Genomic DNA, 14,967 nt, shown 5'->3' on the forward strand with positions numbered 1-14,967 from the left:
ATTGCTATATGTGAATTGTCAACAATCTATCATTACCGGGTGTTGACGGTGGCCGAACGGCTGAAGCTTCGTTTGAGGGAGAAGATGAAGATGAACGATTATCTTGACCGAGAAGACGTGCGAGAAAATAATATCCGTGAACTCATTGAGCTCCTCCGCATGCCAACGGTTTCTGCCCGCGGCGATATGAAACCGATGCAGGACGCAGCAGACTGGTTGGTAAAACGTCTGCAGAGCCTCGGCGCCAAGACCCAGTTGCTCGACAGTCCCGGCTTCCCGATTGTTTATGGCGAAATCAAGGGCGATAGCGACAAGACCATTCTTTTCTACAACCATTATGACGTTCAGCCGGTTGAGCCGCTGGACGCTTGGGCATCCGATCCCTTCGAACCCGAAATCCGCGATGGAATTCTCTTCGCCCGTGGCACTGACGATAACAAAGGTTGCCTCTTGTCCCGCATTCATGCGGTTGAAGCAATCCTCAAGGAACGCGGCACCCTGCCGGTAACCGTCAAGTTTATCTTCGAAGGTGAAGAAGAATCCGGTTCGGAAAGCCTTCCGGTCGCAGTTGAGCGTCACCACGAGCTTCTGCGCGCAGATGCCTGCATCTGGGAGAATGCGCGCCGCGATGATACCGGTGCCCCAACGACCACACTCGGCAACAAGGGCATGTTTTCCTTCGAGATGCGCGCCCGCACGGCAACGTCGGACTCCCATTCCGGCAAGGCCAACATCTACCCGAACGCGATCTGGCGTCTGGTTTCTGCCCTTTCCACCATGCGCGACGTCAACGGCAACATCACCATTGACGGCATGATGGAAGAACTGGGCGAGTTGACCGAAGCCGAAGCCGAAATTTGCCACAACACGCCAGCAAATGGCGAGAAACAGGCCCGCAAGCTCGGCCTCGAACGCCTGATTCCCGGAAATGACGATTTTTCCGTCAACAAGGCGCTATTCTACACGCCGTCGCTAAACCTTCAGGGCATCGAAGGCGGCTATACCGGCCCCGGTCATAAAACCGTCAATCCAGCCACCGCAATGGCGCGCCTTGAATGCCGTCTGGTCAAGAACCAGGACCATGACAAGGTCAAGGAAATGATCGAGCAGCATCTGGTTAATCGCGGTTTTTCCGACATCGAAGTCGCGAGCGAGAAGGCAGGTGCATGGCCAGCATACACCTCGCCGGACGATCCTTTCGTCAATACCATCGTATCGGCTGCCAGGAAGGTCTACGGCCGCGAACTGGTCGTCCTGCCGAGCTCTCCCGGCACCGGTCCGCGCTTCATCTTCACCAAGTATTCGGACATGCCGATTGCTGCTCTTGGCGTTGGCCATGCGGACAGCCGCGCGCACGCGCCGAATGAAAACATTGCGGTGGAAGACCAGCATCTGTGCACGAAACATGTCGCGCAAATCCTGCGCGAGTGGGCGCAAACCAACGTCTGAGATCGCGATTGAGCGACAGGCAGGTATATCAAAGGGGAGGTAATACCATGCTACCACGTAAGACAAAATCACTGCTACCCGGCATTGCACTTGCAATGCTGATGGCAACCAGCACAATATCCCAGGCCCGTGACCTGGTCATTGCGCAGGGAATCGACGTGCCGGGCTTTGATATTCATGCCCACTCAACCTCGGCCGTCGAAGCTGTCTTCATCAACATCTTCGACTATCTGGTGATGCGCGATCAATCCGGCGAATTGCAGCCGTCGCTCGCTACCAGTTGGGAGCAGGTTGGAGAAGACGCGATAAAGTTCCATCTTCGCGAAGGCGTGGTGTTCCATGACGGTACGCCGTTCACGGCCGAGGACGTCAAATTCTCGATCGAGCGCCCTGCTCTCGATGAGAGTGTCCTGCAGCACTCCTTTTACGACACGATCACCGGCGTTGAAGCGGTGGACCCGCATACGGTCATCGTCCGCACCAACGGTCCGGACCCGATTCTGCTAAACCGTTTAAGCCGAATTGGTTCCGGTATCGTGCCGAAGGCTTATGTCGAGCGCGTCGGCTGGGATGGTTTTTCCAAGGCGCCGATCGGTACCGGCCCGTTCAAAGTTACCGAATGGCGCCGTGATGATCGCATCATCATGGAAGCCTTCGACAAGCATTGGCGCGGTCGCCCGGTATGGGATCACCTGATCCACCGCACCATCCCCGAATCGTCAACCCGTGTCGGCGAACTGATCAGCGGCGGCGTCGATATCGCAACCAACATTCCGAGTCAGGACCGCGAGCGCGTCGATGCTTCAGGTGTTGCCAATGCTGTTCCCTGGCCGACCTTCCGCGTCATGCATCTCTTCCTCAATGCGAAGGAAGGCTCCCCGATGCACGATCCGAGGGTGCGCGAAGCCATTGACCTAGCCATTGACAACCGAACCCTCGTCGACACGGTCATGGGGGGCCTCGGAACACCGGTCCGTGCAGCCGTGACACCGGGCCTCAGCGCTGTCCCGATGAAGTACTACAATACCTTCGAGTACAACCCGGAGCGTGCTGTTGAACTGCTGAAGGAAGCGGGCTACGGGCCTGACCATCCAGCGCTTATCAAGCTGCAGGGACCGGCAGGCCGCTATCCGCTCGACGTTGAAACCCTAGAGATCGTTGCTGTCATGCTGAACGCAGTCGGTATTGAGACGGAAATCGAGACGACAGAATGGAGTTCCTTCCAAGACCGGGTCTGGAACGCACATGATGTGGAAGGTATTGCCCTGATCGGTCATGCAAACTCCCTTCAGGACGGCTACCACGCCATCCAGCGGTCGCGCTGCGGCCAGGAATACAGCCTTATCACCGGCTGGTGTGACCCGAAATTCGATGAGCTTGTCCAGAAGTCGACGATTACCGTTAACCCGGAAGAGCGCAACAAGATTCTCAAAGAGGCCTTCGACCTTAACGTGAAGTCGAACACGATCATCCAGCTGTTCCAGGTGGAAAATCTGATCGGTATCAACAAGAACATCGATTGGAAGCCGTCACCGGACGAGCAGCTGTGGATGTTTGCGGCCAAGCCCAAATGAACTGAATACGAGATCTGAAACAGAACGACCAACACGCGCAGATTAAAGAGGAGGAGACCTGCCCCATGATCAACTATATCATCCGGCGACTTCTGCAGATGGTACCAGTTCTCTTCGGCGTCACCCTGCTGGTCTTCTTCCTGCTGCGCGTGTCCGGTGACCCGGTCTCGCTCATGCTGGGTGAGGACGCCACCCCTGAGCAGATTGAGAACATGCGTCATACAATGGGTCTCGACCTGCCCCTTTACGTCCAATACTATCATTACATGGCGGGCCTCCTGACCGGCGACTTCGGTACGTCGATTCGCTATAATAACCTGTCCGCATTGGACGTCGTACTGGAACGTCTGCCAGCTACCGCCCGACTGGCGGGTATGGCACTGTTCTTCGCCGTCATCATTTCGCTGCCCGCCGGTATCATCGCCGCTTACTGGCGTAGTCGCATTCCCGATTACATCGCCTCGTTCTTCTCCGTTCTGGGGCAGGCCATGCCAAGTTTCTGGCTGGGCATCATGCTGATCCTGGTCTTTGGTATCACCTTGTCATGGCTCCCCGTATCAGGATCCGATCAGCCCGGTGCCGTAATTCTGCCCGGACTGGCCCTTGGTGCGGGTCTCGCCGGTGTGCTCACGCGCCTCCTGCGCTCGTCGCTGCTCGACATCATTAATCAAGATTTCATCCGCACGGCTTACGCCAAAGGCCTGACGCCCGGCGTTATCATCTATCGGCACGTGCTGCGCAACTCGATCCTGTCCTACATCACCGTGATCGGTCTTGAAGCTTCGGCTTTAATGGCGGGCGCCGTAGTCACTGAGCAGGTTTTCGCTTGGCCCGGCATCGGACTTCTGGCCATTCAGGCCATCAATTCGCGCGATATGGCCGTGGTTCAGACCGTGGTTCTTCTGGCAGCTCTGATCGTTATGCTGATGAACCTGCTCGTCGACATCCTTTACTCCATCATTGATCCGCGGATACAGCATGGCTGATACTCAACCTCTGCGCCCGACAACCGGAAGCACCATCGCCGGGGTCAGAAGGAAGATAGCAAGCTTGCGCCTGAGCGCAATGGCAGTCGTTTGCCTGACCATCCTCTTCCTCTTCATATTGCTGGCACTGTTTTCGTCTCAGTTCGCGCCCTATGACCCTGTCTTCCCGGATTTGCGTGCACGCCTAGTACCACCTGCATGGAGCGACCGTGGTACGATGAAGCACATTCTCGGCACCGACCAGCTCGGTCGCGACATGCTTTCGCGCCTGATCTACGGCAGCCGCATCGCGCTTCTAGTCGGTTTCCTCGGCGTGATCGTTGCAGCTTTCATCGGCACGGTCGTTGGCCTTATCGCCGGCTTTGCTGGCGGTAAGCTGGATGCCGTGCTGATGGCCTTCGTCAACACGTTGCTCGCTGTACCCAATACGCTTCTCTATCTGACGGTGCTGGCTGTATTCGGCCAGAGCCTGACGCTGCTCATCATCATTATCGGCTGCATCAACTGGACTACGTTTGCCCGCGTTGTGCGCGGCGAGGTTCTGAGCGTGAAGCGCCGTGAATTCATCGAGGCGAGCCGTGCAATTGGCCAATTGCCAGCGATTACCATGGTGCGCCACGTTCTGCCCAACGTTATCGGGCCGATCATCGTGATCGCCACGATGAACGTCGCCATGCTGATCATCCTTGAGGCAACCTTGAGCTTCCTCGGTTTTGGCGTGCAGCCGCCGACTGTGACTTGGGGCCGCATGCTGGCCGATGGCCGCAACTATGTGGCAACCGCTTGGTGGCTGGCAGCCTTCCCCGGCCTGACGATCACCCTTCTCACACTGTCGCTGATCTTCCTTGGTGACTGGCTTCGCGACAGGCTCGATCCGAGAAACGACGCATGAGCCAACAAACCGACCGTGCACTCTCGGAACTGATCGAATGGGTAAAGATGCCTAGTCATAAGACTGAGCCCGAATCCATGCGTGAAGCCGCACACTTCTGCGCGCGTCTTCTTAAAGAAGCCGGCTTTACGGTCCGCTTTGTTGGCTCTCCCGAAGCTCCAGCCATCATAGCCCGGATCAATCCCGACGCCCCGAAAACGCTTCTCTTCTATAGCCACTACGACGTCGTTGCCCCCGGTGATGAGGGTGCCTGGACCCATCCTCCCTTCTCAGGCCATGTCGAGGATGGCGTCCTCCATGGACGCGGCTCATCCGATCACAAGGCGACCTTCATCGCCCGCCTCGAAGCGGTTCGCCGTCTTTTGAAAAGCGGTGAACTTCCGCTCGGGATCGCTTTCCTCATTGAAGGCGATGAGGAGCTAGGCAGCAGAGGGCTGGAACAGATCATAATCGACAATCGTGACATGCTCACAGCCTCTGGGGGTCTCTATTCCGGTGGTGCGCGCACAGAGACGGGCAAGCCGGTGATCCGCGCCGGCGGCAAGGGTCAGATCGCCATTCACCTCACCGTCCAGCTGTCGAATCGCGATAACCATTCAAAATGGGCGGCGATTGCACCCAATCCCGGCTGGCGCCTGGTTGCAGCATTGAACACGCTTTATGACGGCGACAGGGACCAACTGCTAACCAAAGGATTTCTGGAAAGCGCTCTGCCGCCCAACGCTGCCGATGAAGCAGCCCTCGCCAAGCTCAACTTCGATGTCGATGCCTTCCTCAAGTCATCCGGCCATAAACGTCTGCGCGCCGATGCGCAGGCCGATCCGTTGCGCACGCTTCTCTTTGTGCCGACCTTCAACATTGCTTGGTTGCGCAGCGGACCCGGCAGCTCGACAGTTCTGCCGGGAACCGCCTCGGCCATGCTCGACTTGCGCCTCGTTCCCGGTCAGACCGCCCGCGGTGCCGAACAGACCGTGCGCGATCATCTTGCCAGCCATGGCTTTGGCGATGTTCTCATCGAGGTAAGCAAAGGCTCCGAGCCTGAGAAATGCGACCTTGACGATCTTGTCATACAGTCTCTCTATGCTGCCGCAGTCAAAGTGCATGGCGAATGCGACGTCTACCCGATGGGGCCGGGCTCCGGTCCACGTTACCTGTTCGCGCGTCATCTTGGATGCAGCCTCGTGCAGGATCCCGGATGTAGTTGGTCGGGCTCAAACGACCATGCTGCAAACGAAAATATCATGATCGAGCACTTTCAGCAGAATATCGATCTCATCGAAGCATTCCTGCGTGACTATGCCCGCCGCTGCGCAGATGGCGGCTCCGCCCCGTCCCTCGGAGGAGCAACTAATAATGTTTGATACCGCCCCCCTCTCTCCCGACCGACCCGTGCTCTCGGTAACGGACCTGACTGCCGCGTTCAAGCAGCGCGATGGCAGTTATCGCACCATCATCGACAAGATTTCCTTTGACATTGCGCCGCGCGAAACGCTAGCCGTCGTGGGTGAATCCGGCTCCGGCAAGAGTGTTACCGCTATGTCGATCATGCGTCTTCTGGCGGACCGTTCCACCCGCATCACTGGCAAGGTCGAACTGGATGGCAGGAGCCTGCTGGATCTCACCGAACAGGACATGCGCACCGTGCGCGGCAATGACATTGCCATGATCTTCCAGGAACCGATGACAAGCCTCAATCCGTTGATGACAGTTGGCGCGCAGATCGGTGAAGTTCTGGTACGCCATCGCGGCATGTCCTGGGCGAAAGCGCGTACGGAAAGCATCCGCATGCTCGAACGCGTCCGCATCCCGGAAGCGGCTCGCCGTCTCGCTGAATATCCCCACCGCCTATCGGGCGGTATGCGCCAACGTGTCATGATTGCCATGGCGCTCGCCTGCAAACCACGCCTTCTGATCGCCGACGAGCCGACCACTGCACTTGATGTGACCATTCAGGCCCAGACCCTCGCCCTGATGAAAGTCCTTCAGGAAGAAGAAGGCATGGGCATCCTCTTCATCACCCATGACATGGGCGTGGTGTCGGAAGTAGCAGACCGCACGCTGGTCATGCTGAAGGGCAATGCGGTGGAGCGCGGCAAGACCACCGATATTTTCAACGCACCGACCCATCCCTATACTAAAGCGCTCTTGGCAGCGGTTCCGACGCTTGGTTCCATGGCGGGCGAAGCATTGCCGATGCGCTTCCCATGCGTGGATGCCAAGACTGGCATCGCGACCCCTCCCCCGCTCGCAGTCGATACGGTAGCCCAAGATGAGCTGCCTGTTCTCACGGTCAAGAACCTTACCACCCGCTACACGGTCGGTCGTGGCCTGATCGGCAAGCCGAAATTCGCCATTCACGCCGTGGAAAATGTCTCCTTCGAACTGCGCAAGGGCGAAACGCTGGCGCTGGTGGGCGAATCCGGTTGCGGCAAGTCAACGCTGGGCCGCTCGGTCCTGCGTCTGGTTGAGCCCAAATCCGGCGAGATCAAACTTCACGGCACCGATATCGGTGACCTTAATGCCAGCGCTTTACGGCGCATGCGCCGTAGCGCACAGCTGATTTTCCAGGATCCCTATGCAAGTCTTGATCCGCGTTATTCCGTGGGAACCGCCATTGCCGAGCCGCTCTTGACCCATGGACTGGCAACCAAGGCCCAAGCGCGCGAGCGCGTGGCGGCCCTTCTGGAGCGCGTTGGCCTCAGTGCCGATTACGCCACCCGCTATCCGCATGAATTTTCGGGTGGCCAGCGCCAGCGTATCTCGATTGCCCGCGCGCTTGCATTAGAACCTTCCATGATCGTCGCCGATGAAGCGGTCTCGGCGCTCGATGTCTCGATTAAAGCGCAGGTTCTGAACCTAATGCTCGATCTTCAGGAGAACCTAAAGATCGCCTATCTCTTCATCTCGCATGACATGGCGGTGGTGGAGCGGATCAGCCATCGCGTCGCCGTTATGTATCTCGGCGAAATCGTCGAGATCGGGCCGCGCGAAGCCATCTTCAGCAATCCCCAGCATGCCTATACCAAAAAACTGCTGGCAGCCGTGCCCAAGGTCGATCCGGCCCGCCGTGGTCGCAAGCTTCAGATATCCAATGACGAGATTCTCAGCCCGATCCGTCCGATGGGTTATGTTCCGCCAGCACGTACCTATCGCGCAGTAGGCAACGATCATTTCGTTTGCGAAAGCAGATAAATGATCGGGCGCTGCGGCGACCCATTCTGCCCCCGATAAAAAAGAGCCATTCTGGTAATGCCGGAGCGGCTCTTTTCATATCTTGTGTCATCGATGGCTTATGCGACCGGCGTGGGTTCTTGACCGCCAAAGAACTGCTGGAAGGGCTCCAGCACCATCTGCGGCTTTTCTTCAGCTGGATAATGGCCGGTCGGAATGGCCCAGCCGCGCAGGTTCGGCGCCCATGCAGACCACGCTTCAAGTGGGTTGTAATGACGACCACAATGACTGTTGCTGCCCCACAGGACAAGCACCGGGCATTCGATCTGGCGATTTCCGAAATCAGCGCTGTCCATTGCAAAGTCCAGAGAAACGGTTGCGCGATAGTCCTCGCAGACCGCATGAATCTGCTCATGCGTGGTGCAGCGCTTGTATTCAGCCATGGCCAGCGGATCGAAAATCGACAGACCAACGCCCTTCTTGTTGAGCTTGTAATCAATGTAATAGCTCAGGTCGCTGCCCAGAAGCTTTTCTGGAAACGGGGCCTTCTGCGCCATGAAGAACCAGTGATATGCTTCAAGGCCCCAGCCGAGACTGACATGGGTCAGTGCATGGTGGGTCGGAACGATATCGAGCGAGGCAAGGCGCTCAACGCGGTTCGGCGCATCCAGCGCCATGCGAAAGGCAACGCGCGCGCCGCGGTCATGGCCGGCAACCTGAAACCGCTCCAAGCCAAGCCGGTCCATTACTTCCAGATTGTCCTGAGCCATGGCACGGAATGTGTAACCGGAATGATCCTCGCCACCATCGGGCTTGGAACTGTCGCCATAGCCGCGCAGATCAGGCAAGACCACGGTGAATTGTTCCGCAAGCTTCGGTGCGATGCGGTGCCAGCTGACATGGGTCAGCGGATTGCCGTGCAAAAGCAGAAGCGCCGGACCCTTTCCGCCGACGGCTACGTTGATTTCAGCACCCTTGGTGCGAATACGCTGGTGTTTGAAGCCGGGCAGAAGCTTTTCTGCGTTGGAGAGGGCAGATGACATTAACGAACCTTTCTCTTCCTTCACGCCGCCAGACGGCGCTCCCATATTTTTCCGGATCAGGCTTCCTCGACCTGAAGTGCGTTCCGACCTTCGAGTGCGCGGCAAACAGCATCGGTTACATCTTGTGTATTGGCCGTTCCGCCCACATCCGGCGTCATGATGCCGGCTGCGCAAACTTGTTCAATCGCAGTCATCAGCCGTGCAGCAGCCGCATTCTCCCCCAGATGCTCAAGCATCTGCACCGCAGTCCAGAAGGTTGCGATCGGATTGGCGATGCCCTTGCCTGTAATATCAAAAGCGGAGCCATGGATTGGCTCGAACATCGAGGGGAAGCGGCGCTCTGGATCGATATTGCCGGTTGGTGCAACGCCGAGGCTGCCCGCCAGCGCTCCGGCAAGATCAGACAGAATATCAGCGTGAAGATTAGTGGCAACGATAGTATCGAGGCTCTTCGGATTGAGCGTCATACGCACCGCCATGGCATCAACCAGCATCTTGTCCCAGGTAACATCCGGGAATTCAGCCGCTACCTCTGCCGCGATCTCGTCCCACATCACCATGCCATGGCGCTGCGCATTGGACTTGGTGACCACCGTCAGAAGCTTGCGTGGGCGCGACTGCGCGATACGGAAAGCATAGCGCATAATCCGTGTAACGCCAACGCGGGTGAAAATTGACACTTCTGTCCCGACTTCTTCCGGTAGCCCCTTATGCGCACGCCCGCCACTGCCCGAATATTCGCCTTCGGAATTTTCGCGCACGATCACCCAGTCGAGATCTCCCGGCCCACAATCACGCAGTGGCGTGCGGATGCCCGGCAGGATACGCGTCGGGCGAACATTGGCATATTGGTCAAAGCCCTGACAGATCGGCAGGCGCAGGCCCCACAGGCTGATATGATCCGGCACATCGGGCGCGCCGACGGCGCCAAAATAAATCGCGTCGAAACTCTTCAACTGTTCAAGACCGTCAGCCGGCATCAGCACGCCGTGCTTGCGGTAATAGTCCGAACCCCAATCGAAGGTCGTTTGTGAAATGCTGAAATCCCCGCTGACTGCGGCCAGGGTATCGAGAACCTGTAGCCCTGCCGCGATCACTTCCGGCCCGATACCGTCAGCAGGAATAGCCGCGATTGTATGGTTGCGCATCATCATACCCCATGGAGTCACATCGTTACACCGTTGCACCACCCCGTGAAGATGGCGAGCAATGTAAGCTTAGAATGAAGACTCCCGGTGGACCAATTGCGCGTTTATTATATAATAAAATGAAATAATACGGACGGGAAATTGGCTGCATGGAACTGGAACAATTACGCTGTTTTATAGCGGTCGCGGAAGAGTTGCATTTTGGCCGCGCGGCACAAAGGCTTGGCATCCTTCCCGCCTCCTTTGGACGACAAATCCGGCTGCTGGAAGAAACCCTCGGTGTTGCGCTACTCGCCCGCACGACACGTAGTGTTGCCCTGACTGAGGAGGGAACACGTCTGTTGCAGGAGGTTCGCCCTCTTCTCCAGCGCCTTGAAACACTGGCCGACGAATTTCGCTCCCAGCGCAAGGCCAGTGCGCGTGCGCTGCGAATTGGTGCGATCGACAGCGCGGCAGCGTCTCTCATCCCCCTGTTGTTGCAGGATTTCCGGGCGCTTTACCCGGATGTTCCTTTGCAGTTGATAGAAGACAAGTCCACCCGGCTCATACCAAAGCTGCGTTCAGGTCGTCTGGATATAGCCTTTGTCCGTCCGCGTCCGGGCCGGATAAGCCCAATTACAGTCGATGTGTTGTTTTACGAGAATGCAGTGGTTGCCATGCCCGAGGATAATCCATTAGCAGAAAAAGAAATCATTACGGTGGCAGATCTTCGCAACACGCCGCTGATTGTCCCGGATAAGCGTTCCCGCCCCCATAGCCATGATTTAACCTTCGCGCTCTTCACCGAAGCGGGACTCCATCCCAATATCGTGCAGGTCGCCGACGAAAAGCAAACGATACTCGGTCTGGTAGCGGCAGGTATTGGGCTGGCCATCGTACCACGCGCCATGTCGCGGCTAACCATCCAGGGGATGCGCTATATCCCAATCAGCATTCCTTCGCCACAACATAACATGCTGATGCCACTTGCCGTCGCCTGGAGCAGGCATGTGCGCGACAATACGCGGGACAACCTTCTGCGTATCCTGCATGGAAACCTGAAGAATTATGCTGCCTTATCGTGATGCAGGAAGCACGGAATTGATTAGACGAGCGGCTCGCCCGCCTTATGCGTGCGCACAATACCATTACGAATATGATCATACCCGGCGACAAACGCCCTCATTGGATCCCGTGCTTTCAAAGCTTCCACCAGAGCACGGTGCTCAGCATTGGAAACACCGAGAACAGCGGGGCTCGATAGGGCACGGAAACGCTGAATATGCAATTCACGAACGAAACTCTGATAGATGGTTTCCAACCGTTTATTGCCGCTCATCAACCCGATCTGACGGTGGAACTCCAGGTTGATAGGGTAGTAATCATGAACATTTTCGCGGTCGATCAGCGCTTCCATTTTTTCGAGAAGACCTTCGAGATGCGCGATCTGCTTATCTGTTATGCGTTCGGCCAAAAACATTGACAGGCAGCCAAAAATACCGGCCCGCGCCTCTGAAAGATCAAGCGCCTCTTCATTCGTCAACGCTTTGACAAAAAAGCCGCGATTGGGGATCACTTCAATCATGCCGAGCGCGGCTAGAGCGCTGCACGCTTCGCGAATAGGGCCCCGGCTAATGCCAAGCCGGGTTGCAAGACCATTTTCGTTGACGCGTTCATTCGGCTTCAACTCGCCATTGACGATCATCCGTTCGATTTCCGCTTGCACAACATTGGTCATTGACCGCGTGCGGAGAAAGTCAATTGCCGCCAGACCTTGCTGTTGTTCTGTCGCTTTGGTCATCTTCAGACTTTTCCCAATCTATACAGGCCAATACCTCTTGCAATAACAGCTTTAATCCAATGAATTCATGAATGAGTCAAGGCTTGACCACTCGCCTGGCGAGTGGTCAATTTTCAGTGCATTATCCGCGCGGCGCCACTTCCGACCGCCCTCCAACGCCGGTCACACGGTTGGCAATGAAGACCACGCCGAAGGATACGGCAAGCAAAAGCAAACCCAGCACACAAATTGCGCCCAGATCACCACTTTCATTCAGATCGTAGATCACAACGGAAACAAGTTTGGTGTTGGCAGTTGTCAGAAGAATTGTTGCCGATAATTCCCGTATGGTTCCGACGAAGACAAAGCACCACGCAGCCACAACACTTGAGCGCAACAACGGTGTTGTTATGTCCCACAATGTACGCAAGCGCGATGCGCCGAGAATACGTCCCGCTTCCTCCAGTTCAGGATGAACACCTGCGAATGAGGAAGACATTTGCTGATAGCCTGCCGGTAGTTCGATTGTCATGAACGCGATGAGAAGAATCCACAACGTCCCATAGAGCCTGAAGGTTGGATTAGCATAGCTAAGAAACAAGCCTACACCGAGCACGATACCGGGAATAGCCACCGGAGCGGTTGCCAGAACGCCCAGATATTTGGCTCCCGTGATTGACCGCCGGGTCACAAGATAGGCAGTTACCAACGCAATCGCCGTTACCACCGTTGCAGTGACAACACCAAGAATGAAGGTATTGCTGAGAGCAAGACGTGTTGCGGAGAACTCGAACAACACGAAATTCCAATGCCGCAAGGTGAAGGTTTCCGCATTGAGCGGCGCTCCGGGCGTCGTCGTGAAAGCCGTTTTTACCAATGCGCCATAAGGCAGAATGATCGTCACCGAGAGCACCATAAGTGCAAACAGAACTGCCAACCACTTATATTTTCCAAGCTCAGTGATCCGGGGCGCCCCGCTTTTCCCTCCAAGAACAGTATAGCCCTTTCGGCCCAGAATGGATTTCTGCGCACGCAGCAGCATCACTGTAATGATAAGGAGAGGAATCGAGGATGCCGCAGCCAGTCCAAGACGTGGTGGAAACTGGAACAGGCTCCAAATCTTGGTTGTAATGACGTGGAACCCCGCTGGCAGCGCCAGAATTGCCGGAGAGCCAAACATCGTCAATGATTGCAGGATCGCGATCAGCGTACCCGCCAGCATAGCGGGAAGAACCAAGGGCAGCGTCACCTTGCGCAGGGTGAGGAAGGCTTTTCCGCCGAGAATGGAGGATGCGTCTTCGAGATCCGACGGCACCCGGTCCAACGCATTTGAAACCAGAGTGAACACGTAAGGGAAGGTGAAGCAAGCGATAACGAAAACCAGCCCGCTGAACGTGTAAATGTTGAACAGCACGAAGGACTGGTCGAGATTGAACAGGTATCGCGCGAGTACATTCAACGCACCGCTATTAGGGGCTGCCAAAATTTCATATGCGATCGCACCCAGAAATGGCGGCGTCACAAAGGAAGCCGTCACGAGCATGCGAACGAAGCGCCGCCCTGGCAAGTCGGTCCGAGCAACGAGCCATGCCATCGGGGTTGCAATCAGACAGGATAGGACACCGACTCCGAATGCCATGCCAATAGCCAACCCGTAGGCACGCAGGAGCGTCACGTCGGTTACCAGCGAAGCAAAATTATTAAGCGTAAAGCCTCCGCCACTATCATTACGGAAACTGTAATAAATAATCCAGAATAATGGCAAGACCACCAGAATGGTCAACAAGCCACCGAGGAGAACAAAGATGGGTACTGAGAGGTCAACGCCGCGGCGCCGACCTCCAATGGCTGTTGCGGTCATAGGTAAGCCCCTCTTAGGTGCCAAAATACTTTTCGTAGTTGGACTTGATTTCGGAAATCATACCTTCGAGTTCGACTGGATCACCGTGCAATATTTTAATCTCGCTCAGCGGCGTACGACCTTCCTTCTCGACAACATCTGGGTGGAACGAGCGCAAACCTCCCAGATCACTGTTGAGCTGTTGTGCATCCTTACTAAACAAGAATGCATAAAATAGCTTTGCAGCATTTGGGTGCGGAGCGTTAGCCATTACCGCAGCATTACCAACGGCAAGAGGTGTACCTTCTTCCGGATAGACAATCTTGACCGGCACCCCTTCGTCCAACAGTCGGAACACATTATATTCGTTGCCATCTGCCTGGATGGGGCGCTCTCCCTGTGCCAGCTTCTTTGGTGGTTCCGTTGAAGACTGAACCTGCATGACATCCTGCTTGCCCAGCTTTTCAAAATAATCCCAACCAAGTAATTTGACCAATGCATAGGTCGAAGTCATGATCGTCCCGCTATAACCTGGATGCGCCTTTACCAAGCGCCCCTTGTATTTGGGATCAAGCAGATCAGTCCAAGTCTTGGGCACATCAGCCTCATCAACTTGATCAGAGCGATAGGCAAGAACGGAAAGATGTGCGCGGTAGGCAGCAAAATAGCCGTCTTCATCCCGTTCATCCGCCGGCCATTTATCGGCAACTTCCTGTGGGAGCGCCTGCTGCAACCAGCCTTCCCGCTTGAAGTACTCGAAATGCACGGCATCGGAAGTCTCGACGACATCCACATTATTGATGCCTGAGGGAATTTCCTGGCCAACACGCTGGAACACCCGCTCCGAGCCGGAACGTTCAACCTGAACCTCAATACCTGGATATGTCTTCTGGAACAATCCCGCAACGGCTTCGGCAACCGCAACGTCAGTTGCGGTGTAGAAAACTACATGACCTTCTTCTTTAGCTGCGGCTATCAACTCCGGTGTGATTGAATAGGGTTGCGGCGCTTCAGCCCAAGCTGCGGACGCCATGGCTATGCCCGTGAGCAGGGCTGCTGTTTTTATTAGGTTTTTCAATTTCTGAGATCCTCCCTTTACCTCAAT

Annotated in this window: 12 protein-coding genes; 7 read left to right on the forward strand and 5 right to left on the reverse strand. The window is 56.1% G+C overall.

Annotation, left to right across the window (positions count from 1 at the left end; genetic code table 11):
- Positions 1-90 precede the first annotated feature (90 nt).
- The 6 genes from DKP76_RS17105 to DKP76_RS17130 all read left to right on the forward strand — a co-directional run bounded on the left by DKP76_RS17105 (position 91) and on the right by DKP76_RS17130 (position 8,093).
- Positions 91-1,449: a M20/M25/M40 family metallo-hydrolase gene (locus DKP76_RS17105; RefSeq protein WP_158279459.1), complete on the forward strand. Its 1,359-nt coding sequence runs from the start codon at positions 91-93 to the stop codon at positions 1,447-1,449.
- 47 nt (positions 1,450-1,496) lie between these two features.
- Positions 1,497-3,023 (forward strand): ABC transporter substrate-binding protein, encoded by a 1,527-nt coding sequence (locus tag DKP76_RS17110; protein WP_109707891.1) that lies wholly within the window; start codon positions 1,497-1,499, stop codon positions 3,021-3,023.
- A gap of 65 nt (positions 3,024-3,088) precedes the next feature.
- Positions 3,089-4,009 carry an ABC transporter permease gene (locus DKP76_RS17115; protein ID WP_109707892.1) on the forward strand — a complete coding sequence of 307 codons (921 nt, stop codon included), beginning with the start codon at positions 3,089-3,091 and terminating at the stop codon, positions 4,007-4,009.
- Positions 4,002-4,901, forward strand: coding sequence for an ABC transporter permease (locus tag DKP76_RS17120; RefSeq protein WP_109707893.1), 900 nt, complete (start codon positions 4,002-4,004; stop codon positions 4,899-4,901). Before DKP76_RS17115 ends, DKP76_RS17120 begins: the two co-directional genes overlap by 8 nt.
- Positions 4,898-6,262: a M20/M25/M40 family metallo-hydrolase gene (locus DKP76_RS17125; protein WP_109707894.1), complete on the forward strand. Its 1,365-nt coding sequence runs from the start codon at positions 4,898-4,900 to the stop codon at positions 6,260-6,262. The genes DKP76_RS17120 and DKP76_RS17125 overlap by 4 nt, the downstream gene beginning before the upstream one ends.
- Positions 6,255-8,093 (forward strand): ABC transporter ATP-binding protein, encoded by a 1,839-nt coding sequence (locus DKP76_RS17130; protein WP_109707895.1) that lies wholly within the window; start codon positions 6,255-6,257, stop codon positions 8,091-8,093. Before DKP76_RS17125 ends, DKP76_RS17130 begins: the two co-directional genes overlap by 8 nt.
- 98 nt (positions 8,094-8,191) lie before the next feature.
- Here DKP76_RS17130 and DKP76_RS17135 read toward each other — a convergent pair whose 3' ends face one another.
- On the reverse strand, positions 8,192-9,115 hold the full coding sequence (locus tag DKP76_RS17135; protein ID WP_109707896.1) for an alpha/beta fold hydrolase: 924 nt from the start codon (positions 9,113-9,115) through the stop codon (positions 8,192-8,194).
- 56 nt (positions 9,116-9,171) lie between these two features.
- Positions 9,172-10,263, reverse strand: coding sequence for a tartrate dehydrogenase (locus DKP76_RS17140; RefSeq protein WP_109707917.1), 1,092 nt, complete (start codon positions 10,261-10,263; stop codon positions 9,172-9,174).
- 149 nt (positions 10,264-10,412) lie between these two features.
- On the opposite strand from DKP76_RS17140, the gene DKP76_RS17145 reads away from it, so the two are divergent.
- Positions 10,413-11,327, forward strand: a complete 915-nt coding sequence (locus DKP76_RS17145; RefSeq protein ID WP_109707897.1) for a LysR family transcriptional regulator — start codon at positions 10,413-10,415, stop codon at positions 11,325-11,327.
- 20 nt (positions 11,328-11,347) lie between these two features.
- Here DKP76_RS17145 and DKP76_RS17150 read toward each other — a convergent pair whose 3' ends face one another.
- The 3 genes from DKP76_RS17150 to DKP76_RS17160 form a co-directional block, all read right to left on the reverse strand.
- Positions 11,348-12,043, reverse strand: a complete 696-nt coding sequence (locus DKP76_RS17150; RefSeq protein ID WP_109707898.1) for an FCD domain-containing protein — start codon at positions 12,041-12,043, stop codon at positions 11,348-11,350.
- Positions 12,044-12,164: 121 nt separating this feature from the next.
- Positions 12,165-13,883 (reverse strand): ABC transporter permease, encoded by a 1,719-nt coding sequence (locus DKP76_RS17155; RefSeq protein WP_109707899.1) that lies wholly within the window; start codon positions 13,881-13,883, stop codon positions 12,165-12,167.
- A gap of 13 nt (positions 13,884-13,896) precedes the next feature.
- Positions 13,897-14,940 (reverse strand): ABC transporter substrate-binding protein, encoded by a 1,044-nt coding sequence (locus DKP76_RS17160; protein ID WP_245410265.1) that lies wholly within the window; start codon positions 14,938-14,940, stop codon positions 13,897-13,899.
- Positions 14,941-14,967 lie beyond the last annotated feature (27 nt).

Origin of the sequence: Falsochrobactrum shanghaiense (genome assembly GCF_003149535.1) — a bacterium.
GTDB classification, from domain to species: domain Bacteria; phylum Pseudomonadota; class Alphaproteobacteria; order Rhizobiales; family Rhizobiaceae; genus Brucella; species Brucella shanghaiense.

What these genes read in the sequence shown, in the direction of transcription:
- DKP76_RS17110 (WP_109707891.1), top strand. Translation starts at nt 1,497, where the DNA reads ATGCTACCACGTAAGACAAAATCACTGCTACCCGGCATTGCACTTGCA.
- DKP76_RS17145 (WP_109707897.1), top strand. Translation starts at nt 10,413, where the DNA reads ATGGAACTGGAACAATTACGCTGTTTTATAGCGGTCGCGGAAGAGTTG.
- DKP76_RS17120 (WP_109707893.1), top strand. Translation starts at nt 4,002, where the DNA reads ATGGCTGATACTCAACCTCTGCGCCCGACAACCGGAAGCACCATCGCC.
- DKP76_RS17130 (WP_109707895.1), top strand. Translation starts at nt 6,255, where the DNA reads ATGTTTGATACCGCCCCCCTCTCTCCCGACCGACCCGTGCTCTCGGTA.
- DKP76_RS17155 (WP_109707899.1), bottom strand. Translation starts at nt 13,883, where the DNA reads ATGACCGCAACAGCCATTGGAGGTCGGCGCCGCGGCGTTGACCTCTCA.
- DKP76_RS17135 (WP_109707896.1), bottom strand. Translation starts at nt 9,115, where the DNA reads ATGTCATCTGCCCTCTCCAACGCAGAAAAGCTTCTGCCCGGCTTCAAA.
- DKP76_RS17115 (WP_109707892.1), top strand. Translation starts at nt 3,089, where the DNA reads ATGATCAACTATATCATCCGGCGACTTCTGCAGATGGTACCAGTTCTC.
- DKP76_RS17140 (WP_109707917.1), bottom strand. Translation starts at nt 10,263, where the DNA reads ATGCGCAACCATACAATCGCGGCTATTCCTGCTGACGGTATCGGGCCG.
- DKP76_RS17150 (WP_109707898.1), bottom strand. Translation starts at nt 12,043, where the DNA reads ATGACCAAAGCGACAGAACAACAGCAAGGTCTGGCGGCAATTGACTTT.
- DKP76_RS17125 (WP_109707894.1), top strand. Translation starts at nt 4,898, where the DNA reads ATGAGCCAACAAACCGACCGTGCACTCTCGGAACTGATCGAATGGGTA.
- DKP76_RS17105 (WP_158279459.1), top strand. Translation starts at nt 91, where the DNA reads ATGAACGATTATCTTGACCGAGAAGACGTGCGAGAAAATAATATCCGT.